Genomic DNA, 20,615 nt, shown 5'->3' on the forward strand with positions numbered 1-20,615 from the left:
TGCGGACCCCGCGTGCACGCCGCGCCCTGGAGGGGTCGGCGTGTACGCCGCGCCCTGGAGGGGTCGGCGTGTACGCCGTGCCCTGGAGGGGTCCGGAAGCAGCCGCCCGGCCGACGCCTCGACGCGTCGGCCGACGGCACACCCGGACCGGCATCGGGCCGGCCGGACGGCACTGACTAGCAGGACAGATTGCCGCCGGCGCTGACGCCGAGGTCGCGGGTGAACTTCTCGAAGAGGTTGATCCGGTCCTGGCGCTCGGCGGGGTTCTTCCCGTCGCATTCGAGGTCGCCGTTGATGCTGCGGATCGTCTCGCCGAACCCCTTGTTGTGCACGATCGCGTCATGCGGGGTCGTCCTGCCCGCGCCCTTCTGGCTGTTCCAGAACCACAGCCCGGTCTTCCAGGCCACCGCGGAATCACGCTCGACCTTGTAGGGGTCGCGCAGCAGGTCGATGTGCAGGGCGTCACCCGCTGCCTTGTAGTTGAAGTTCCAGCTCAGCTGCAGCGGCCCGCGGCCGTAGTAGGCCTTGTCACCGGCCGGGCACCCGTACGGCTGGCCGCGGTCGCAGTAATGCCCGTAGTTCGCCTTGTTCTGCTCGACCACGTACTTCAGCCCGGCGGTCTCATGACTCACGTTCGCCAGGAACGCCGCCGCCTCGCGCTTGCGCGTCGCCCCGTCACCGGAGTTCGCGAACCCGGGGTACGCACCGAGCGCCTGGGTCAGTCCTTGGTAGGTGTAGAAGGGGTTCCGGCCCGGGAACATGTGGTCGAACTGCGCCTGGCTGACCACGAACGACCCGGCGGCGGAGGCGGGCACCGCCGGCACCGCGGCCACCAGACCGGCCAGCACCGCGGTAGCGCCCAGCCCGGCGACCGCGCCGGAGCGGAAGCGGGTCCCGAAGCGGGACAGGGAACGAGACAGGGACATCTGCACTCCTTCACCGGCGCGGACCGCGCCGCTTGAGACGCCGAGAGGAACATCTCGGGTGGCCGAGACCCCCGTGGCGGGGACCATGCCAGAGTGTGATGCAGTTTCGCCACGTTTCAGCGGAAGTTGGTGATCTGTCACCCGCAGGTTGCCTATGCCTTCGGCACGTTGACTTGTGGGTTCGCACCGCACTCTCCGAGCGGGCGAACCATCGGGCGACGAAGTCGCGCCCCGGCCGCCAACTCCGTCCGCAGACCGTGCGTGGCTGGTCGCGCAGTTCCCCGCGCCCCCAACCCCGTCTTCGTCCGTCCACCGTGCATGGTTGCTCGCGCAGTTCCCCGCGCCCCTAGCGGTACTGGTGCCGGCCCGCACCGGGCATTTCAGCCCGTCATGGGGGTCCCCCCTGGCCCTTAAGGCCTTGGGGGAGTTTGAGGACGAGCGCCCTTAAGGCGCGAACGGGGGTCTGGGGGCGGAGCCCCCAGGATGCCCGGAGCCAACCAACCCCGGGCAACGGGCGGGAGGGTGGGCAAACCCCCCGGCTAGGACGGGGTCACCAGGCGGGTCTCGTACGCGTACACCGCCGCCTGCGTCCGGTCCCGCAACCCCAACTTCACCAGCACCCGGCTGACGTGCGTCTTGATCGTCGACTCCGCCACCACCAGCCGGTCCGCGATCTCCAGGTTCGACAGACCCTGGGCGATCAGCACGAGCACCTCCGTCTCACGGTCGGTGAGCTCCTCCACCTGCCCCACCACCGCGGAGCCACCCCGCTGGGACGGCATCACCCGCGCGAACTCGTTGATCAGGCGCCGGGTCACCGAGGGGGCCAGCAGCGCCTCCCCCGAGGCCACCACCCGTACACCGTCGGCGAGTTGGCGCGCCGAGGCGTCCTTCAGGAGGAACCCGGACGCCCCCGCCCGCAGCGCCTGGTACACGTACTCGTCGAGGTCGAACGTCGTCAGGACGAGCACCTTGGAGGAGTCGTCCGCCGCCACGATCTCCCGCGTCGCCTCGATGCCGTTCATGCCGGGCATCCGGATGTCCATCAGGACCACGTCCGGCCGCAGCGCCTGCACCTGGGCGACCGCCTCGCGCCCGTCGACCGCCTCGCCGACGACCTCGATGTCCGGCTGCGCGCCGAGCAGTACGGAGAAGCCCTCGCGCACCATCATCTGGTCGTCGACGATCAGCACTCGGATCGTCATGCCCGCTCTTCCGTTCTCTTGGCCAGGTCCACACCCGGCTCCTGCTCCGGCTCGGCCGCCGCCACCGGGATGAAGACGGTCACCTCGTAACCGCCCTCCGCCGTCCGCTCCGCGGTCATCGCCCCGCCGAGCATCGCGACCCGCTCCGCCATGCCCGTAAGACCGTGCCCTGAGCCCTGTGACGGGCCCGCCTCGCTGGTCGCGGGGCCGTTGAGGATCCGCAGGCCGAGCCCGCCCAGAACGTATCCGATCTCCACCCGCGCCCCCGACCCGGGCGCGTGCCGCAGGGTGTTGCTGAGGGCCTCCTGGATGATCCGGTACGCCGACAGCTCGACGCCCTGCGGGAGTTCGCGTACCGCACCGGTGATGACCTTCTCGACCGGGAGCCCGGCCTCGCGGACGTTGGCCAGCAGGCCGTCCAGGTCGGTGAGGGTGGGCTGGGGGGCGTCCGGCGCCTCGTAGTCCTCGGCGCGTACGACCCCGAGGACCCGGCGCAGTTCGGTGAGCGCGGTCACCGCGTTCTCGCGGATCGTGGCGAAGGCCTGGGCGAGCTCGGGCGGCGTGTTCTCCACCCGGTAGGGCGCGGCCTCGGCCTGGATGGCGACCACCGACATGTGGTGCGCGACCACGTCGTGCAGCTCGCGCGCGATGTTGGTGCGCTCCTCCAGGACGGTGCGCCTGTCGCGCTCCACCGCGGTCACCGACTTCTCCGCGCTGACCTGCCGCTCGGCGTCCTTGCGGATGTGCCCGACCGAGATGACGAGCAGGACCATGCCGTAGAAGATCGCCACCTGCACGCTGCCGAGGGTGTGGGCACGGCCGCGGAGCACGCTCAGGACCACGCTGAGGCCGAAGGTCACCAGCCACATGTTGAGCGCGATGCGGGGGCGGGTGCGCAGCGCGACCACGGCCAGGACGGTGAGGTGCATGAGGCCGGACCCGGGGGTCCAGGGGGTCATGCTGCCGTGGTTCCCCATCATCCCGGTGAGCAGGAGCGCCCCGCAGGACAGCCAGAACGCGCCGATGGGGCGCACCAGCGTCATGACCACCGGCACCGCGAGCAGCATCCCGCTCACCAGGAAGGCGAAGCCCCCGGTGAGTCCGCTCAGGCTGCGCTCGTAGCCGAACGTCATCGCGCAGAACGCGAGGAAGCAGACCACCGCGTGCGGCAGCCAGGCCACGATCTCCCGGGCCCGGCCCGGGAGCATGCGGGCTATGGGGCCGTCCGTCCGCCGGGGCGGCAGCGGCCGGTAGGCGAACGCGTCGTGGAACAGATCGCCGCGCAGCCCCGCGTACGCGTCCATCGCCCACCGGAACTCCGGGGTGCGCTCGGCGACGCCGCCCGCTGCTGTGCTGCCGCTGCCCTGCTCGGGCCTGATCGTCTTGTTCACACCCACCAAGGTAGGCGGCGGCACGGGCCACGGCGTCCGGCTGGATACGGATCCTGCGGGGTCCGCCTCAGGGACTACGCGGGCCCTGTCAGGCCCGGACCCCTGCCAGGCCGGGCCCCCGGCCGGCCTCGGGTGCCCGGTCAGTCACACCGTCGAGGCCATCCGCCCGGTCACACCGTCGCCGTCACCTTGGCGACGAACGCCGCCACGTTCGCGACCGTCCGCCCGATCTTCTCCTCCTCCGTGAGCGTCTCGTGCAGCCGCGCGCCGGCGCCCGCGTCCTTCTTGCCGCGCACGTAGAGCGAGCAGTCGAGGTCGGCGCATATGTAGGCGCCCACCGAGTTGCCCTCCTTGCCGGGCTTGCCCGCCTTCGGCGCGACCATCAGGGCGACGCCGCCGGAGTGCGTGGTCAGGCACATCGAGCACATGCTGCGCCGCTGCTGGCCCGATACCGCGCTGGAGCAGCGCATCGCGAGGCCGTACGGGCGGCCGTCGAGCTCCACCACGAGGTAGCCGCGGTCAGGGGCCTGCGGGTCGCGCCAGCCGAGGTAGTCCAGGTCGTCCCAGGGACGGTCGGCCAGGTCGCGCGGCACGGCCAGGCGCTTGGCCTCACCCTTGGTGCAGTTCACGAAGGCGGCACGGATCTCTTGTTCGGTCAGCGGCTTCATGAACCTCACGGTAATTTGCCTAAAGCCTGTAGGCAAATTAATAATTGGTTCAGGCAAGACAGACCATCACTCAGGGAGAGGCAGGGCATGGCACGGGTAGGACTGACCACCGACCGCCTCGTCAGGGCGGCCGCCGAGCTCGCCGACGAGAGCGGCCTCGAGCAGGCGACCGTCTCGGCGCTGGCCCGCCGGTTCGACGTCAAGGTCGCGAGCCTGTACTCGCACGTGAAGAACTCCCAGGACCTCAGGACCAGGCTCACCCTGCTCGCCCTCGAGGAACTCGCGGTCCAGGCCGCCGACGCCGTGGCCGGCCGCTCCGGCAAGGACGCCCTGGCCGCGCTCGGCAACGTCTACCGCGACTACGCCCACGAGCACCCCGGCCGTTATGCCGCGGCCCAGCTGCGGCTCGACCCCGAGGCCGCGGCCGCGAGCGCCGGGCGCAGGCACTCGCAGCTGACCCGGGCGATCCTGCGCGGCTACGACCTGCCGGAGCCGGACCAGACGCACGCGGTACGGCTGCTCGGCAGCGTCTTCCACGGCTACATCAGCCTGGAGATGGGCGGCGGGTTCAGCCACAGCGCCCCCGACACCCAGGAGACCTGGGACCGCACCCTGGACGCGCTCGACGCCTTGCTGCGCAATTGGCCGACGCCATGACCGGGCCCGCAGAACCGCTCGGCCCCACCGCCCCGACCGGCCCCGCCGACCCGTCCAACCCGTCCGACTCGCCCACTCCGTCCGACCACACGAACCCGAACGGTGACCCCGTGAACGCCACCACGACCACCCCCATCACCGCCGAACTCCTGCGCGGCGCGATCGAGTTGGAGCGGACCGAGCACGGCATACTGCCGCACCGCCTGCCCGCCGCCGCCCTCGCCCGCGGCGCCGACGCCCAGCTCGCCATGGCCGAGGCCCAGCCCTCCGGCGTACGCCTCGCCTTCCGCACCCGGGCGACCGCCATCGAGCTGGACACGCTGCCCACCAAGCGCGCGTACGTCGGCGCCCCGGCCCGGCCGGACGGCGTGTACGACCTGATCGTCGACGGGCGCCCGGCCGGCCGGGGCAGCGTGAGCGGCGGTCACACCCTGACCGTCGACATGGCCGCGGGCACCGCCGAACACCGGCCCGGGCAGCCCGGCACCCTGCGCTTCGGCGGGCTTTCCGGTGACGACAAGGACGTCGAGATCTGGCTGCCGTACAACGAGACCACCGAGCTCGTCGCGCTGCGCACCGACGCCCCCGTCGAGCCGCTGCCGGACCGGGGCCGCAAGGTGTGGCTGCACCACGGCAGTTCCATCAGCCACGGCTCGGACGCGGCGAGCCCCAGCACCATCTGGCCCGCGCTCGCCGCGTCGCTCGGCGGCGTCGACCTGGTCAACCTGGGCTTCAGCGGCAGCGCCCTGCTCGACCCGTTCACCGCGCGGACGATGCGGGACACCCCGGCGGACCTGATCAGCGTCAAGATCGGCATCAATCTGGTCAACCTCGACGGGATGCGGCTGCGCGTGTTCACCCCGGCGGTGCACGGGTTCCTCGACACGATCCGCGAGGGCCACCCGACAGCCCCGCTCCTGGTGATCTCGCCCATCCTGGCCCCCATCCACGAGGACACCCCGGGCCCCTGCGCCATGGACCTTTCGGCGCTCGCCGCCGGGCAGTTGATGTTCCGGGCCGAGGGCGACCCGGCGGAGCGGGCGGCCGGCAAGCTCACCCTGAACGTCATCAGGGACGAGCTGGCCTCGATCGTCGCGGCCCGGGCCAAGGAGGACCCCAACCTCCACTACCTGGACGGCCGTTCACTGTACGGCGAGCCGGACGCGGCCGAGCTGCCGCTGCCCGACGCGCTGCACCCGGACGCCGCGACCCACCGCCTGATGGGCGAGCGATTCGCCCAACTCGCCTTCAAGGAGGGGGCGTTCCAGTCACGGGAGAGCTGACGGGCCGCGGGGCCCACTTCCGAGAGGGCTAGTAGGCCAGCTGGGCGATCTCCTCGGCCACCACCGCGCACGCGTCGGCCGCCGGGTCGATGAGCGGGAAGTGGCCGACGTCGTCGAGCAGGGTGAGGCCCACCGTCTCCCCCGCCTTCGCCGCCGCGTCCACGTACGCCTCCGCCACCGCCTGCGGCACGACGATGTCCTCGCGGCCCTGGACGACGGCCGTGGCGATGCCCGTCGGCAGCAGGGCGGAGGGGTCGGCGTACTGGGCACGCTCGCCCAACTCGCCCCCCTCGCCGAGGAGTTGGAGCACCGCGCCGGAGCACACGTCGAGTTCCACGGCGGTGGCGAAGTCGGCGATGGGGGCCAGCGCGACGACTCCGCGCAGGGCCGCCGGGTAGGGGCTGCGCCACGGGGAGCCGGACGGCAGTACGTGCCGGGCCGCGGCCCACAGGGCGAGGTGGCCGCCCGCCGAGTGCCCGGTCAGTACGGTGCGGCGCGGATCGGCGCCCGGGACGGCGTCGCGCGCGAGGGCGGGCAGCGCGTCCAGGGCGGCGGCCACGTCGTCGAAGGTGTCCGGCCAGCGCCCGGCCACCGGGCCGTCGCCGCCCTGCTGCGGCAGCAGACTCCCGCGCCGGTACTCGACGTTGGCGACGGCGAACCCGCGCCGGGCCAGGAAGTCGGCGAACGGGGTGATGTGCGCCCGGTCGTAGGGAGCCCGCCAGGCGCCACCGTGCAGCAGCACCACCAGGGGGGCGCCGGTGCCGGGGCCGCGCGGGGCATAGAAGTCGATCACCTGGTCGGGGTGGTCGCCATAGGCGGCGGTGGCGTCGGGGGCGACGGCGGGATGCGAGAAGGCGGAGGCCTCCTCGGCCGCGTCGCGCTGCGCGGGATCCGTGTCACGCTCTGCGGGATCCGTCATTCCCCAACCTTTCGCCAGGCCAAGCCGGTTGATCACCCGGGTGCCACGGACGCTACCAGGGCGTCCGCGGCACTCCTGCGGGGCCGGTGCGCCGGGACTCCTCCCGGCCCACCGCCCCCGAGTCCGACCCGACCCGTCCCGGCCCGCTCGGCTCAGCTCAGCAGCGCCGCGAGTTCCGCCGCCGCCCGCTCGGCGTCGGCGAAGCCCACGTACAACGGGGTGAAGCCGAAGCGCAGGACGTCGGGGCGGCGGAAGTCGCCGACCACGCCCCGCTCGGTGAGCGCGCGCATCACCTCGCCCGCCCCCGCGCAGCTCAGGGACACCTGACTGCCGCGCTCCGCGTGCGGGACGGGGGTCACCGAGGACACCCGGCCCGCCGGGACGTACGCCTCGACGCACTCCAGGAAGAAGTCCGTCAGGGCCAGGGACTTCGCGCGGACCGCCTCGACCGGGACGCCGTCCCACACGTCGAGCGCGGACTCCAGGGCCAGCATGGACAGGATGTCCGGGGTGCCGACCCGGCCCCGCGTCGCGCCCTCGCCCGGCACGTACGCCGGCCGCATGCCGAAGGGGTCCTCGTGCGAGTTCCAGCCCGGCAGCGGGGTGTCGAAGCGGGGCTGGTGGTCGCCGCGTACGTACAGGTACGCCGGTGAACCCGGGCCGCCGTTCAGGTACTTGTAGGTGCAGCCCACCGCGAGGTCGACGCCGTGCGCGGCGAGGCCCACCGGCAGCGCGCCCGCGCTGTGGCACAGGTCCCAGACCGCGATGGCCCCGGCCGCGTGGATCGCCGCCGTCATGGCGGGCAGGTCGTTGAGCCGGCCCGAGCGGTAGTCCACGTGGTTGACCAGGACCGCGGCCGTGCGCGGCCCGAGGGCCCCGACGATCTCGTCCGGTGCCAGAGCACGGATCTGACGACCTGTCATGCGCGCGGCGGACTCGGCCACATACCCGTCCGTGGGGAACGTCGAGGCGTCCACCAGGATCTCGTCCCGGTCCTCACCGGCGATGCGCACCGCGGCCACCAGCGCCTTGAAGACATTGACGCTCGTCGAGTCGCCGACCACCACCGTGCCGGGGTCCGCCCCGATCAGCGGGGCGATGCGGTCGCCGATCCGCTCCGGCGCGGTCCACCAGCCGCTCTCGTCCCAGGAGCGGATGCGCAGCTGTCCCCACTCGCGCGCGATGACGTCCTGCATGCGCGCCGGGACGTGCCGGGGCAGCGCGCCCAGGGAGTTGCCGTCGAGGTAGACCACGCCCTCGTCGAGCGCGAACAGGTCGCGGTGCGGGGCGAGTTCGTCTGCGGCGTCCAGCGCCGCGGCCTTCTTGGCCAGCACCTCAGACATGGCTGCGCGCCGTCCACAGCTCGGGGAACACGCTCTTGGTGGCCCGCTTCTCCAGCCACGCCACTCCGGCCGAGCCGCCGGTGCCGGTCTTGGCGCCCATGGCCCGCCGGGTCGCCACCAGATGGTCGTTGCGCCATCGCCACACGAGTTCGCCGACATCCGTCAACGCCTCGCCCAGGCGCACCAGTTCACCGTTCTGGTCGCCCGTGTACAGCTCGGTCCAGACCGCCTCGACCCGGGCGTCCGGCTCGTACTTGCGGGTCAGGTCGCGCTGGAGGACCTCCGCCGGAATCGCGTAGCCGCGGCGCGCGAGCAGCGCCAGCACCTCGTCGTACAGGCTCGGCTCGCCCAGCGCCTTCTCCAGCTCGGCGTGCACGCGGGGCGCGCCCCGGTGCGGCACCAGCATCGAGGCGGACTTGTCGCCGAGCAGGAACTCCATCCGCCGGTACATCGCCGACTGGAACCCGGAGCCCTCGCCGAGCGCGGACCGGTAGGAGTTGAACTGGGCCGGGGTCAGCTGCGCCAGCGGCGTCCACGAGGCGTTCAGCGCCTCCAGCTCCCGTACCGAGCGCTTCAGGGCGTCGACGGCGACCTGCACGCGGTCCGCGCGCAGCGCCCGCGACGCGGTCTCCCACTCGTGCACGATGACCGTGAACCACAGCTCCATGACCTGGGTGGTGACCAGGAAGACCATCTCGCCCGGGTCGTCGGAGCGCAGGTGCTGGAGGTGGGTGAGGACGTCCGCCTGGACGTAGTCCTCGTACGGAGTGGTGCCCTCGAAGTCCAGATTCGGGGTCTCCGGCTCGTCACCCTCTTCGGGTGGCACGACCGGTTCGGACATCTTTGATGACATCGCTGTCTCCTCGATGTGTCCGGGTAGCGGTCCGCCCCTTCCTTGGTCGGCATCGGAGCCCCGGTCCCCACCCGCATCATAAACACGGTTCCGTCCGCTTCGTCAGGGCACCGATGGCCCCGTGACGAACGTCCCGCCGGAGGTGTACGGCCAGGCGTTGGACTTGCAGCCGTTGAGGCCCTTGATCTGCTGCATCATCACCGGCGCGAGCTTCCCGGCGCCCGGGCAGGCCATGTGCTGGTGGTAGCCGATCAGGTGGCCTATCTCGTGGTTGATGATGAGGTGGCGGTACTCGGCGGGCGGCCCGTCGTACTGCGGGGAGCCCGTCACCCAGCGCTTGAGGTTGACGATGACACCGCCCGTGACCTCGCAGTTCAGCTCGCCGCCGGTGTCACCGTTGACCGCGCACAGCTTGTCCGTGGTCTTGGGGGTGGCGATCTTGATCACGACGTCCGCGCCGCTGGAGACCAGCTGGAAGCGGCCCTTGCCGTGCGCGGCCCAGCTGCGCGGGTCGGACAGGATCGCCTGGATGTCGACGGCGGCCTGCTTGGCGGAGACGTCCACGCCGTCCTCGACCTGCACCTGGTAGCGGCGCAGCGGCCCACCGGTGCCGACGATCTTTCCGGAGGCCTTGGCGGTGGTGAAGGTGCCGGGCCCCGACTGCGGTACGGCGTCGGCCTTCGGGCTGCCCGAGGCGCTCGGGGACGGCGAGGGCCGCAAGTCGACCGGCCGGGGCGGCTGCTCCTCCATGGGGCTCGCCTCGATGTTGCCCGGCTCCGTGGCGGCCTTGTGTCCGCCGCCGGGCCACTGGGCGAGGGCGACTCCGCCGATCAGGGTGGCCCCGAGCAGCGCCCCGGCGACGAGCAGCACGCGCGGGCGCCCTCGTCCGCCCCGCCGTCGCCGCTGACCGTGCCGCTCACGAGCCTGCTTCCGGCCGTCGCCGGACACACCGGCCGTGCCGGCGTCACTGCGGGCGCCTCGCTTGCCCAAGACGGAGTTCTCCCCTGGTCCCCGGCTGGAGTTGGGGGGAGAGGAGTGGGGCCTCTGCGCCAGCCTGTCGATGCGGCCGGGCGCGCGATCGTTCCGTTCGCGACTGCCCGGGCCGTCCGTGTCAGACATACAGATGCCACGGACGGCCCGAACGTTCCCTTTCGGCCAGGGTTCGGCCGGGGGCGGGTCAGCCCAGGGTGTCGGCGGCGAGCGTCGAGGAGTCCCGCAGGAAGCTCGTGCAGCGCTCGTACTCGGCGTCCTCGCCGATCGCCTGCGCGGCGCGCGCGAGGGCGTGCAGGGCGCGCAGGAAGCCGCGGTTGGGCTCGTGCTCCCACGGCACCGGGCCGTGCCCCTTCCACCCGGCACGGCGCAGCGAGTCCAGGCCGCGGTGGTATCCGGTACGGGCGTAGGCGTACGACTCGACCGTGCGGCCGCCGTCGAACGCGTCGTCGGCGAGCTGCGCCCAGGCGAGCGAGGAGGTGGGGTACTTCGCGGCGACGTCGGCGGGGGCGGTCCCGGCGGCGAGCAGCTCGCGCGGCTCCGGGTCGTCGGGCAGCAGGGTGGGGGCGGGGCCCCCGAGGAGGTTCTCGTGAATGGACATGCGGCCCAGTCTGCCACCGCGAATCCCGTGGGCCGGGGGTGCCGCCCGGGCTCCGCCCCGGACCCCGGTTCCCGCCCCGCCCCGCCCCTTCCCGCGACCCTCCGGGGGAGAGTTCATCGGCCGCGGACCGTGGGGGCCGTTCACGCAGTTCCCCACGCCCGTGGCGGCACCCAGACACCCCGGGGCTAAGCCGGATCGCCCCGGTCGGGCTCGATCGCGGGGCCGGAGACGCCGGCCTGCATGCGGCACCGGGGGGCGACCTCCGCCGCCGGCCTGCGGACGGTCAGGAACGCGATCAGCGAGGCCAGCACCAGCGACCCCGCGCACATCGGCATGGCCCGCCGGAACGTCGACCCGAACTCCGCCGCCGAGCGGTACGCCTCCGGTCCCATCCCCGCGGCCAGCGGCAACGCGGCGACCGCGATCAGGCCCGCCGCACGCGCGGCCGCGTTGTTGATGCCGCTGGCCAGCCCGGCCCGCCCCTCGTCGACCGAGGCCAGCACCGTCGCGGTGAGCGGCGCCACCAGGGTGACCATGCCGAGGCCGAGCACCAGGAGCGCGGGCAGCACGTCCCGTACGTACGAGGCGTGCTCGCCCACGCGCAGCATCAGCAGCATCCCCGTCGCGCAGAGCAGCGGGCCGACGGTGAGCGGGATGCGCGGCCCGATCCGCTGGCCAAGCTCCCCGGAGCGGGCCGAGAGCAGCAGCATGAGGACGGTCGTCGGCAGCAGGGCGGCGCCCGCCCCGAGCGCCGAGTACCCGGCGACGACCTGGAGCTGGAGGGCGGCCAGGAAGAAGAACCCGCCGAAGGCGGCGTACACGCACACCGTGACCACGTTGACGGAGGTGAAGGTGCGGGAGCGGAAGATGTCCGGCGGCAGCATGGGGTCGGCCAGATGCCGCTCGCGCCGGACGAACGCGCCGCCGAGCCCGAGCCCGGCGACCCCCGCCCCGACGACCAGGCGCGAGGCGCCCTGCCCGGGGGCCTCGATCAGCGCGTACGTCACCAGGGCGAGCGTCAGGGCGCCCAGGGCGGCGCCGGTCACGTCGAAGCGGCCGGTGTGGGTGCGCGGGTCGCGCGACTCCGGTACGTGGCGCAGGGCGACGGCCACGCACAGCGCGGCCAGCGGCACGTTGATCAGGAACACCCAGCGCCAGCCGGGGCCGTCCACCAGCCAGCCGCCGAGGAACGGGCCGACGGCGGCCCCGACCCCGCCGAGCCCGGACCAGACGCCGACCGCGCGGGCCCGGTCGTCCGGGTGGAAGCCCGACTGGATGATGGCGAGGGAGCCGGGCGTGAGCAGGGCGCCGCCGATTCCCTGGAGGGCGCGGGCGGCGATGAGGACGCCGGCGTTCGGGGCGAGGCCGCACAGCAGCGAGCCGGCGGCGAACCACACCACCCCGATCACGAACACCTTCCGCCGTCCGTACCGGTCGCCCAGGGCGCCGCCGAGCAGGATGAGGCCGGCCAGCGTCAGCATGTAGGCGTTGACGGTCCACTGGAGTACGGCCATGTCGGTGTCGAAGTCGGCGCCGATGTGCGGCAGCGCGACGTTGACGACGGTCGAGTCCAGGAGGGCCATGCCCGAGCCGAGGACCGTGGTGAGCAGCACCCAGCGGCCGGGGCCGGTGCCCATGCGTACGTTGTCCGCCACAGCACGACTGTCCCCCACCCCGCCGTCCGGCGAAACCCGGGGGCCTGGCCCCGCGCTGCCAACAGGGGAAAACGCCTCGGGCCCGGCCACCCCCGAAGGGGTGGCCGGGCCCGAGGAACAGCGGCGCCGGACTACCGGCGGCGCATGACTACTTCAGCTTCGTACCCGTGGAGCGCAGGTTCGCGCACGCCTCGGTGACCCGCTTGGCCATGCCGGCCTCCGCGAGCTTGCCCCAGGTACGCGGGTCGTACGTCGACTTCTTGCCGACCTCGCCGTCCACCTTGAGGACACCGTCGTAGTTGCGGAACATGTGGTCCGCGACCGGACGGGTGAAGGCGTACTGCGTGTCCGTGTCGAGGTTCATCTTCACGACGCCGTTCTCCAGGGCGGTCGCGATCTCCTCCGCCGTGGAGCCCGAGCCGCCGTGGAAGACGAAGTCGAACGGCGAAGCCTTGCCGTACTTCTCGCCGACGCCCGCCTGGAGGTCCTTGAGCAGCTCGGGGCGCAGCACGACGTTGCCCGGCTTGTAGACGCCGTGGACGTTGCCGAAGGAGGCGGCCAGCAGGTAGCGGCCCTTCTCGCCCAGGCCGAGCGCCTCGGCGGTGCGCAGCGCGTCGTCGACGGTCGTGTACAGCTCGTCGTTGATCTCGTGGCTGACGCCGTCCTCCTCGCCACCGGTCGGGGTGATCTCGACCTCAAGGATGATCTTCGCGGCGGCGGCCTTCGCGAGCAGCTCCTGGCCGATGGCCAGGTTGTCCGCGAGGGTCTCGGCGGAGCCGTCCCACATGTGGGACTGGAACAGCGGGTTCAGACCCCGGGCCACGCGCTCGGCGGAGACCTCGATCAGCGGGCGGACGTAGCCGTCCAGCTTGTCCTTGGGGCAGTGGTCGGTGTGCAGCGCGACCGTGATGTCGTACTTGGCGGCGACGACGTGCGCGAACTCGGCCAGGGCGACAGCGCCGGTGACCATGTCCTTGTTGTACTGGCCACCCAGGAACTCCGCACCACCCGTGGAGATCTGGATGATGCCGTCGCTCTCGGCCTCCGCGAAGCCGCGCAGCGCAGCGTGCAGGGTCTGGGTCGAGGTCACGTTGATGGCCGGGTAGGCGAACTTGCCTGCCTTCGCCCGGTCGAGCATCTCGTTGTAGACCTCGGGGGTTGCGATGGGCATCTGTCCGCTCCTTGTGATGTGCGGGGTGTGCGATATGTGCTGGCCCTGACCTGGGGGCGACGTCATCGTCGCGGCCTATCTTTCCAGACTCTGACCTCAGCTCCACCCGGCGGACGCACCAAGGGCGGGCTGTTTCACGTGAAACAGCCCGCCCTTTTGAAAATGTGCAGGTCAGCGCGCCGGTCCCGGGAGGCCCGGGACCTAGGTCACGAGTTTCACGCCCGGGTCACCGCTCCGCGCGCCCCTTACCCGGGACCTCGCGCACGCTGGACGCGGGGCTCCGCGCCCGCTTACGCCAGACCGAGTTCCGTCGAGGAGAAGGCGTGGACGTACGGCACGCCCGCGCCCTCGGTGATCTTCTCGGCGGCCCCGGTCGCCCGGTCCACGATCGTGGCGACGGCCACGACCTCGGCGCCGGCCGCGCGGACCGCCTCGACGGCGGTCAGCGGCGAGCCGCCGGTGGTCGAGGTGTCCTCGACCACCAGGACCCGGCGGCCCTTGATGTCCGGGCCCTCGACCTGGCGCTGCATGCCGTGCGCCTTGGCGGCCTTGCGGACGACGAAGGCGTCCAGGGTGCGGCCACGGGCGGCGGCGGCGTGCAGCATCGCGCCGGCCACCGGGTCGGCGCCCATGGTCAGGCCGCCGACCGCGTCGAAGTCGAACTCGGCCGTGACATCGAGCATCACCTGGCCGACCAGCGGCGCGGCGACGCCGTCAAGGGTGACCCGGCGCAGGTCGACGTAGTAGTCGGCCTCGATTCCGGAGGAGAGGGTCACCTTGCCGTGCACCACGGCCTTGTCCTTGATCTGCTGGAGCAGCTCAGCGCGTACGTCAGTCATGGCAGTCAGCTTAGAGGCGGCGCCAGCTCCACGTCGTCGCCAGCTCCAGGGGCTCGATGGGGGTGACCAGGCGGGGCAGCGTGTTGAGGCCGTTGGGCGGGCCCGACTGCGGCTCCACGCACACGGCCTCGGCCTGCTCGTCGTAGACGACGACCCACTCGGTGGGGCTGGTCACCTTCAGTTCGAGGCGGCCGGGCCAGGTGAGGGTGACGTCGACGCCGTCGGGCATCCCGAAGCAGTCGTCCCAGGGGCCCGGCAGCGGGTCGATCCGCCGTCCGGTGGGCAGGTGGTCCTCGCCGCGCTCCTCCTGCCACGCCGCGTCGAAGGCGAGCCCGACCCGGCTGCCCTCGATCTCCCGCACGAACCAGGGGTGCCAACCGACCTGCGCCGGAAAGGAGTTGTCGTACGTCTCGACGCCCATGCGCACGGTCAGCGCGTCCGGCGTCAGCTCGAAGATCTGCGTCACCCTGCCGCTGAACGGCCAGGGCTCGGCCAGTTCGTAGGTGAACACGGCCTCGGTGTCCGAGACCCGCGCGGTCTTCCACGCGTGGTCGCGGGCGGTGCCGTGGATGGCGTGCGGCGGCGAGTTGAGGGGGAGCTGGTACTTCACCCCGCCGTCACGGAACTGGCCGTTCTCGACGCGGCCGCACCACGGCACCATCGGGAAGCAGCCGTACTTGTCGCCCTGGCGCAGCACCTCGGTGCCGTCGATCCGCAGGCTGCTGATCCGGCAGCCGTTGCCCGCGTCGACGGTCAATTCAGCGGCGCCGACGCCCAATTTGATCTGGTCACTGCTCACGCCTTCGACCCTAGCCGGTGATCCCCGGCCGCGGGATCAGCGCCCGCGCCACAGATCCGGACAGGACCCTCCCGGCCGCCCGGTCGCCGGGCGCTCAGTGCCGGCGCCGCAGCGCGCGGCCGACCACGACGGCGGAGGCGAGCGCGAGGGCGGCGGCCGGGGCGACCCAGCGCAGGGTGGCGCTCGCGGTGCTGCCGGAGGGCGCGGGCACCGGGGCGTACCGGCCGCGCGGCGGCGCGTGGTCGACCTCCTCGGCGCTGCGGCCGATCATGGTGCGGCGGGCGTGCGCGGCCTCGACGGGCACGGGCTCGCCGACCTCGATGGCGAACTCCTCGTCGGCGAGCGGGTCGAGGGAGGGCGGCGGCACCTCGGCGTCGAAGACCGAGGCGAGCTCGTCGGCGTCGAGGTCGCCGTCGAGTTCGGCGTCCAGGCCGGAGACGCGGTCCGGGTCCCGGGCGGGCACGTGGTCCGAGCCCTCCAGGTCCGTGTTGAGGTCCGTCTCGGCGGCCTCCGCCTTCGGGAGCCCCGCGTCGCCGGCCGCGCCCGCGAGGTCCGGCTGGTCCGTCCGGGCGGGGCGGGCCAGCTGCGCGGCGAACCGGTCGAGCAGGCGCAGCGCCGATGCGACGGCCGCGTCGTGCGGCACGTCGTTGGCCCGGCCCTCGGCGAGTGCCGTGCCCGCGAAGGCGAGGGTGGTGCCGCCGGGGGCCTCGTCGAGCCGGACGGTCAGGGTGAGCTTGGCGGCGCCCGCGCCGCGCACCTCGACGCCCTCGCCCTCGATGGCGAACGCGCCGTCGTCGTGCTCGGTGATGCGCAGGGCGCCGCGATAGGTGATGGTGCTGCCGCCGAGGCGGACCTTCAGCCGGCCCGCGATGGGCGGCTCGCCCGCGTCCTGCTGGAGCCCCGGCACACAGCGCGCGACCAGGCCGGGATCGCGCAGCGTCTGCCGGAGTGACTGGGTCTCGACCGGAACGAACACGTCATGCTCCATAGTCATCGAGCCTACCCAGCACCGGCGGCCACGTCTGCGCAAACGCGGCGCCGATCCCGGACGCCCCTTGCGCGACACCGGCCCCGGCCCGCGCGCGGCGCGTCAGTCGGCGTACCGGGGATGCACCAGCGTCGAGGGCGGCACGGCGGCCGCGTCCCGGGGCCGGGGCAGCGGCTCGCTGCCGAGGGGCAGCCGCAACCCGGAGCGGGCCCCGGCCGCGCCGGTGGTGAACGGGTGCGGGGCGGGCCGGGCGGCCAGCACGAAGCCCCAGTCGCGGGGGGCCTTCGCCGAGTCGGAGGCGCGGTCGGGGCCCGCGGTGAACCCGGCGCCGCTGCCGGTCGCGCGGTATTCGACGGTGGTGAGCCCGGCCGCCCGGACCGTCGCGGCGACCGTCCAGAACGTACGGGAGCGGCCCGCCACCGGCCCCGCGTGCACCACGAGCCGGCCGCCGGGCGCGAGCAGGCGGGAGGCGAGCCCGTAGAACTCCTGCGAGTAGAGCTTGGTGCTCGCGGTGATGCCGGGGTCGGGCAGGTCGGACACGATGACATCGTACGGGCCCGAGGCGTAGCCGTCGCCGCGCAGCCAGCCGAAGGCGTCCGCGATGACCGGACGCAGCCGGGGGTCGCGGTAGGCGTGCGCGTTCAGGGCCGCCAACTGCGGGTCCCGGCGCGCCAGTTGGACCAGTCCCGGGTCGAGTTCGACGAGGGTCACCGAGCGGACGCCGGGGCGGCGCAGCACCTCGCGGGCGGCCAGGCCGTCGCCGCCGCCCAGGATCAGCACGCGGCCGTGCGGGCCCGCGTCGAGGGCGGGCGCCACCAGGGCCGCGCGGTAGCGGGACTCGTCGCGGCCGTTGATCCGCAGCCGCCCGTCGAGGAACAGGTCGAGCGGGGCGCCGCCCCGGCCGGTCAGGACGACTTCCTGGACACGGGTCTGGACGGCGACCCGCACCTGGCCGCCGTACACGGCGCGGCGCGCGGCCTGTTCGAAGTCGTCGACCATGGCGGTGGTCAGGGCGAGCACGGCGAGGACGACGGCGTTGGCGCCGATCAGGACCCAGCGGGCGCGCGGGGACAGGTCGCGGCCGAAGAGCAGCAGCACGAGCGAGCCGCCCGCCAGCGCGTTGACGGCGCCGGTGAGCAACGCGCTGGTCAGCTGGCCGAGTTGGGGCAGCAGCAGGAACGGGAACGCCAGGCCGCCGACGAGGGCGCCCACGTAGTCCGCGGCGAACAGGTCGGCGACCGTGCCGCTCACATCGCCCGCGGCGCGCCGCGAGACGCGCTGGATCAGGGTCATCAGGAGCGGGATCTCGGCGCCGATCAGCATGCCGATCGCGAGCGAGAACGCGACGAGCGCGTAGCGCGAGCCGCCGAACCAGGCGAACGTGGCGTACAGGGCGATCGCCGAGCAGCCGCCCACCAGGGCGAGCGCGGCCTCGATGAGGCCGAAGCCGACGGCGGCCCGGCAGCGCAGCCGTTTGGCGAGCAGTGAGCCGACGCCCATCGCGAAGACCATCACCGAGAGGACGACGGAGGCCTGGGTGACGGAGTCGCCGATCAAGTACGAGGCGAGGGCGACCAGTTCGAGCTCGTAGACGAGCCCGCAGGCGGCGCAGATGAACACGACGGCCAGGACGAGGAACCGGCCCGACCGCGGACTACTCACGGGAGCGGGGAGCGGTTCGATCACGTGGCGAACGCTACGTGACAGTCCGTTCGCACCATGTCACCCACACGGGTTCAACTGGAGTCCGCCGTAAGGAAATCGGATCTCTCAGAGCCCGGCGGGGGCGGCCACCCGCACGCCGACCCGGGTCCTGGTCACCACCAACTGGCCCTCCTGCGGATAGGCGTGCCAGGTGCGCCACCACACCTGTCCCTCGCCGCGCTGGGCGAGCATGGCGGTGAAGGCGTGCGGGGATCCGGGAAACGTTCCCGCTAGTCCGTTGGGGTGGTCGGCGACGAGCGCGAGGAGCTCCTGCGCGCGCCCCGCGAACGAGCCGCGCGAGAGCGTCTCGACGCGCGCGGCGAACTCGTAGTCCCACTCCCCGAGTCGTTTCGCCACGCCGAGCGGCAGCGGGGTGCTGCTGCCCGGCATGCAGGCGACGGTCTCCGAGCAGGTGCCCGCCTCCTCGTCGAGGAGCACCTGGTGGGAGGCGCCCAGGAGTCTCAACTGGAGTTTGGCGCCGGACAGTTCGAGGTCGAGTACGGCAAGGGCAGGCAGCGGCTCGCGGCCCAGCGCCCAGGCGAGGTCGGCGGCACGCGTGTCGGTATAGGCGGTCTTGAGGGTCGTGAGCATGGAGGGGCTCCGCAAAACACACATGTGGCGGGTGGGTGGCCGAGGTCGCCTCGGACCGCAACGAAGGACGGGGACCGCTCTCTGATCGCCCGGAGTCCGAAGGCTGCGTCGTTTCTCATCTGCGAGGGAATCATGAAGTGCGCGGCGCTCACAGCTTTTTTACCCAACTTGATGGGGTTTCCATCCCCTCGGGGGCCACTCGGTTCAAACGTTCAACTACCGGCGTGAAAGAAGGCGCCCGGCCGGCCGTGACCGACCGGGCGCACAACGGGCGGAACCGGAGGCGGAATCGGCTGCCCCGTGTCAGCCGCGACCGCCCGTGGCCCGGCCACCCGTCGCTCCCGTCGGCCGTCGGCGCGATGCACTCGCACGGCCGACGGCCGAATGGGGCCCTCAGCTCGAACCGCAGCCGCCGCCCCCGCAGGACGAGCCGCCGCCGCACGAGGAGTGGCCGCCGCCCCCGCAGGAATGACCGCCGCCGCACGAGTGGCCGCCGTGGTGTCCGCCCCCGTGGTGGCCGCCGCCCCCGTCGGACGAGCCCCCGTCGGAGGCGTTCCCGCTGTCCGAGCTCCCACCGGCCCACCAACTGCCGCCCGCGGCCGCGCCGGCGGCAGCCGAACGCCGACGCGTGGTCCTGCGCGCCTGCCGTGCGACCCGGACCGCCACGACCAGCAGCGCCGCCAGCACGAGCACCACCACCGCTATGCCCATGTCCCCCACCATCCTCTTCCTGGGCGGTCCCCGTCGTCCCGCGTGGAGGGGGGATGCCCTTCGGCGCCGAGCGCCAAAGCACACTTGAGCAACTCCAGAGGTTGCCCGCAGGATGGCCGTCATGACCTCCAGCGCGCGCCCCCTCCTCAACCGCCGCCTCACCGAGTTCGGCACGACGATCTTCGCCGAGATGTCCGCCCTCGCCCAGCAGACCGGGTCCATCAACCTCGGCCAGGGCTTCCCCGACACGGACGGCCCCGAGGCGGTCCGGGAAGCGGCGGTCCGCGCCCTGCGCGAGGGCCACGGCAACCAGTACCCGCCCGGCCCCGGCGTCCCCGAGCTGCGCACCGCGATCGCCGAGCACCAGCGGGGCCGCTACGGCCTGGCGTACGACCCGGACCGCGAGGTGCTGGTGACCGCGGGCGCCACCGAGGCGATCGCCGCGTCCCTGCTCGCCCTGCTGGAGGCCGGCGACGAGGTCATCGCCCTGGAGCCGTACTACGACTCGTACGCCGCGTGCATCGCGATGGCGGGCGGCACCCGGGTGCCCGTCACCCTGCGGCCCCACGAGGGCCGCTTCGTGCTGGACCTGGACGAGCTGCGCGCGGCCGTCACCCCCCGCACCCGGCTGATCCTGCTCAACACCCCGCACAACCCGACCGGCACGGTCCTGAGCCGCGCCGAGCTCGCCGCGGTCGCCGAGCTGGCCTGCGAGCGCGATCTCCTCGTGATCACCGACGAGGTGTACGAGCACCTCGTCTTCGACGGCGCCGAGCACATCCCGCTCGCCTCCTTCCCCGGCATGCGCGAGCGCACGGTCAGCATCGGCTCGGCCGGCAAGACGTTCTCGTTCACCGGCTGGAAGGTCGGCTGGGTGACCGCGTCCCCCGAGCTCGTGACCGCCGTCCGCTCGGCCAAGCAGTTCCTGACGTACGTGGCGTCCGGGCCGTTCCAGTACGCGGTGGCCGAGGCGCTGCGCCTGCCGGAGTCCTACTTCGAGGGCTTCCGCGCGGACCACCGGGCCAAGCGGGACCTGTTGAGCGCGGGGCTCGCGGCGGCCGGGTTCGAGGTGTTCCGGCCGGCCGGCACCTACTTCGTGACCACCGACATCCGCCCGCTGGGCGAGAGCGACGGCTTCGCGTTCTGCCGCGCCCTGCCGAAACGTTGCGGCGTCGTGGCGATCCCGAACGCGGTCTTCTACGATCACCGCGAGGAAGGTGCACCTTTTGTCCGGTTTGCCTTCTGCAAGCAGACGGCGGTACTCGAAGAGGCGGCCGCCCGCCTCAAGGCACTGGCCGGCTAGCGCGGGCCCGCGACCCCC

Annotated in this window: 20 protein-coding genes; 3 read left to right on the forward strand and 17 right to left on the reverse strand. The window is 72.9% G+C overall.

The annotated features are described in order from the left end of the window. Positions 1-176: 176 nt before the first annotated feature. The 4 genes from ACFYZA_RS18085 to ACFYZA_RS18100 form a co-directional block, all read right to left on the reverse strand. Positions 177-926 (reverse strand): chitinase, encoded by a 750-nt coding sequence (locus ACFYZA_RS18085; protein ID WP_388491449.1) that lies wholly within the window; start codon positions 924-926, stop codon positions 177-179. A 539-nt stretch (positions 927-1,465) separates the two neighbouring features. After that, complete coding sequence (locus tag ACFYZA_RS18090; RefSeq protein ID WP_382599124.1) at positions 1,466-2,131, reverse strand: response regulator; 666 nt, start codon at positions 2,129-2,131, stop codon at positions 1,466-1,468. Then, positions 2,128-3,435 (reverse strand): sensor histidine kinase, encoded by a 1,308-nt coding sequence (locus ACFYZA_RS18095; protein WP_382599142.1) that lies wholly within the window; start codon positions 3,433-3,435, stop codon positions 2,128-2,130. The genes ACFYZA_RS18090 and ACFYZA_RS18095 overlap by 4 nt, the downstream gene beginning before the upstream one ends. A 257-nt stretch (positions 3,436-3,692) precedes the next feature. Then, the gene (locus ACFYZA_RS18100; RefSeq protein ID WP_382599126.1) at positions 3,693-4,190 is read right to left on the reverse strand and encodes an FBP domain-containing protein; all 498 of its coding nucleotides are present in this window, start codon (positions 4,188-4,190) and stop codon (positions 3,693-3,695) included. A gap of 87 nt (positions 4,191-4,277) precedes the next feature. Between ACFYZA_RS18100 and ACFYZA_RS18105 the strand changes: the two genes are divergently transcribed. Both ACFYZA_RS18105 and ACFYZA_RS18110 read left to right on the forward strand, forming a co-directional pair. Continuing rightward, complete coding sequence (locus tag ACFYZA_RS18105; RefSeq protein WP_388491452.1) at positions 4,278-4,847, forward strand: TetR/AcrR family transcriptional regulator; 570 nt, start codon at positions 4,278-4,280, stop codon at positions 4,845-4,847. Next, complete coding sequence (locus ACFYZA_RS18110) at positions 4,844-6,130, forward strand: GDSL-type esterase/lipase family protein (RefSeq protein WP_388491455.1); 1,287 nt, start codon at positions 4,844-4,846, stop codon at positions 6,128-6,130. The genes ACFYZA_RS18105 and ACFYZA_RS18110 overlap by 4 nt, the downstream gene beginning before the upstream one ends. Before the next feature lie 28 nt (positions 6,131-6,158). Here the strand turns inward: ACFYZA_RS18110 and ACFYZA_RS18115 are convergent, their stop codons facing one another. The 13 genes from ACFYZA_RS18115 to ACFYZA_RS18175 form a co-directional block, all read right to left on the reverse strand. After that, positions 6,159-7,049, reverse strand: coding sequence for an alpha/beta hydrolase (locus ACFYZA_RS18115; protein WP_388491457.1), 891 nt, complete (start codon positions 7,047-7,049; stop codon positions 6,159-6,161). Between the two features lie 152 nt (positions 7,050-7,201). Further along, on the reverse strand, positions 7,202-8,392 hold the full coding sequence (gene kynU / locus ACFYZA_RS18120) for a kynureninase (protein WP_382599134.1): 1,191 nt from the start codon (positions 8,390-8,392) through the stop codon (positions 7,202-7,204). Beyond that, a complete protein-coding gene (locus tag ACFYZA_RS18125) occupies positions 8,385-9,245 on the reverse strand; it encodes a tryptophan 2,3-dioxygenase family protein (protein WP_382599136.1) in 861 nt (286 codons plus the stop codon). The genes kynU and ACFYZA_RS18125 overlap by 8 nt, the downstream gene beginning before the upstream one ends. A 102-nt stretch (positions 9,246-9,347) precedes the next feature. Next, entirely contained in the window at positions 9,348-10,115 is a 768-nt protein-coding gene (locus ACFYZA_RS18130; protein WP_388491461.1) for a DUF3152 domain-containing protein, read from the reverse strand. A gap of 307 nt (positions 10,116-10,422) precedes the next feature. Then, positions 10,423-10,836 carry a DUF3151 domain-containing protein gene (locus ACFYZA_RS18135; RefSeq protein WP_382599140.1) on the reverse strand — a complete coding sequence of 138 codons (414 nt, stop codon included), beginning with the start codon at positions 10,834-10,836 and terminating at the stop codon, positions 10,423-10,425. Positions 10,837-11,021: 185 nt separating this feature from the next. Further along, a complete protein-coding gene (locus tag ACFYZA_RS18140; RefSeq protein WP_382599144.1) occupies positions 11,022-12,473 on the reverse strand; it encodes an MFS transporter in 1,452 nt (483 codons plus the stop codon). 166 nt (positions 12,474-12,639) lie between these two features. Next, entirely contained in the window at positions 12,640-13,662 is a 1,023-nt protein-coding gene (gene fbaA / locus ACFYZA_RS18145; RefSeq protein ID WP_382599985.1) for a class II fructose-bisphosphate aldolase, read from the reverse strand. Positions 13,663-13,952: 290 nt separating this feature from the next. Further along, a complete protein-coding gene (gene pyrE, locus ACFYZA_RS18150) occupies positions 13,953-14,501 on the reverse strand; it encodes an orotate phosphoribosyltransferase (RefSeq protein WP_382599983.1) in 549 nt (182 codons plus the stop codon). A gap of 10 nt (positions 14,502-14,511) precedes the next feature. Then, on the reverse strand, positions 14,512-15,300 hold the full coding sequence (locus ACFYZA_RS18155; RefSeq protein WP_382599981.1) for an aldose 1-epimerase: 789 nt from the start codon (positions 15,298-15,300) through the stop codon (positions 14,512-14,514). Between the two features lie 94 nt (positions 15,301-15,394). Then, positions 15,395-16,288: an SRPBCC domain-containing protein gene (locus tag ACFYZA_RS18160; protein ID WP_388491464.1), complete on the reverse strand. Its 894-nt coding sequence runs from the start codon at positions 16,286-16,288 to the stop codon at positions 15,395-15,397. Between the two features lie 102 nt (positions 16,289-16,390). Continuing rightward, positions 16,391-17,974: a polyamine aminopropyltransferase gene (locus ACFYZA_RS18165; protein WP_388491467.1), complete on the reverse strand. Its 1,584-nt coding sequence runs from the start codon at positions 17,972-17,974 to the stop codon at positions 16,391-16,393. A gap of 84 nt (positions 17,975-18,058) precedes the next feature. Then, positions 18,059-18,583: a DUF2617 family protein gene (locus tag ACFYZA_RS18170; protein WP_382599975.1), complete on the reverse strand. Its 525-nt coding sequence runs from the start codon at positions 18,581-18,583 to the stop codon at positions 18,059-18,061. 393 nt (positions 18,584-18,976) lie between these two features. Continuing rightward, the gene (locus ACFYZA_RS18175) at positions 18,977-19,294 is read right to left on the reverse strand and encodes a hypothetical protein (protein ID WP_388491470.1); all 318 of its coding nucleotides are present in this window, start codon (positions 19,292-19,294) and stop codon (positions 18,977-18,979) included. Between the two features lie 112 nt (positions 19,295-19,406). On the opposite strand from ACFYZA_RS18175, the gene ACFYZA_RS18180 reads away from it, so the two are divergent. Beyond that, positions 19,407-20,597: a pyridoxal phosphate-dependent aminotransferase gene (locus ACFYZA_RS18180; RefSeq protein ID WP_382599971.1), complete on the forward strand. Its 1,191-nt coding sequence runs from the start codon at positions 19,407-19,409 to the stop codon at positions 20,595-20,597. The last annotated feature ends 18 nt before the right edge of the window (positions 20,598-20,615 follow it).

Origin of the sequence: Streptomyces sp. NPDC001828, assembly GCF_042892175.1 — a bacterium.
In the GTDB taxonomy this organism is placed as follows: Bacteria; Actinomycetota; Actinomycetes; order Streptomycetales; family Streptomycetaceae; genus Streptomyces.

Bases quoted from the DNA above. Each gene is read 5' to 3' on its own strand.
- kynU (WP_382599134.1), bottom strand. From the start codon at position 8,392: ATGTCTGAGGTGCTGGCCAAGAAGGCCGCGGCGCTGGACGCCGCAGAC.
- ACFYZA_RS18095 (WP_382599142.1), bottom strand. From the start codon at position 3,435: ATGGACGCGTACGCGGGGCTGCGCGGCGATCTGTTCCACGACGCGTTC.
- ACFYZA_RS18170 (WP_382599975.1), bottom strand. From the start codon at position 18,583: ATGCTCACGACCCTCAAGACCGCCTATACCGACACGCGTGCCGCCGAC.
- ACFYZA_RS18100 (WP_382599126.1), bottom strand. From the start codon at position 4,190: ATGAAGCCGCTGACCGAACAAGAGATCCGTGCCGCCTTCGTGAACTGC.
- ACFYZA_RS18135 (WP_382599140.1), bottom strand. From the start codon at position 10,836: ATGTCCATTCACGAGAACCTCCTCGGGGGCCCCGCCCCCACCCTGCTG.
- ACFYZA_RS18160 (WP_388491464.1), bottom strand. From the start codon at position 16,288: ATGGAGCATGACGTGTTCGTTCCGGTCGAGACCCAGTCACTCCGGCAG.
- ACFYZA_RS18175 (WP_388491470.1), bottom strand. From the start codon at position 19,294: ATGGGCATAGCGGTGGTGGTGCTCGTGCTGGCGGCGCTGCTGGTCGTG.
- pyrE (WP_382599983.1), bottom strand. From the start codon at position 14,501: ATGACTGACGTACGCGCTGAGCTGCTCCAGCAGATCAAGGACAAGGCC.
- ACFYZA_RS18180 (WP_382599971.1), top strand. From the start codon at position 19,407: ATGGCCGTCATGACCTCCAGCGCGCGCCCCCTCCTCAACCGCCGCCTC.
- ACFYZA_RS18125 (WP_382599136.1), bottom strand. From the start codon at position 9,245: ATGTCATCAAAGATGTCCGAACCGGTCGTGCCACCCGAAGAGGGTGAC.
- ACFYZA_RS18090 (WP_382599124.1), bottom strand. From the start codon at position 2,131: ATGACGATCCGAGTGCTGATCGTCGACGACCAGATGATGGTGCGCGAG.
- ACFYZA_RS18110 (WP_388491455.1), top strand. From the start codon at position 4,844: ATGACCGGGCCCGCAGAACCGCTCGGCCCCACCGCCCCGACCGGCCCC.
- ACFYZA_RS18085 (WP_388491449.1), bottom strand. From the start codon at position 926: ATGTCCCTGTCTCGTTCCCTGTCCCGCTTCGGGACCCGCTTCCGCTCC.
- ACFYZA_RS18105 (WP_388491452.1), top strand. From the start codon at position 4,278: ATGGCACGGGTAGGACTGACCACCGACCGCCTCGTCAGGGCGGCCGCC.
- ACFYZA_RS18115 (WP_388491457.1), bottom strand. From the start codon at position 7,049: ATGACGGATCCCGCAGAGCGTGACACGGATCCCGCGCAGCGCGACGCG.
- ACFYZA_RS18140 (WP_382599144.1), bottom strand. From the start codon at position 12,473: ATGGGCACCGGCCCCGGCCGCTGGGTGCTGCTCACCACGGTCCTCGGC.
- fbaA (WP_382599985.1), bottom strand. From the start codon at position 13,662: ATGCCCATCGCAACCCCCGAGGTCTACAACGAGATGCTCGACCGGGCG.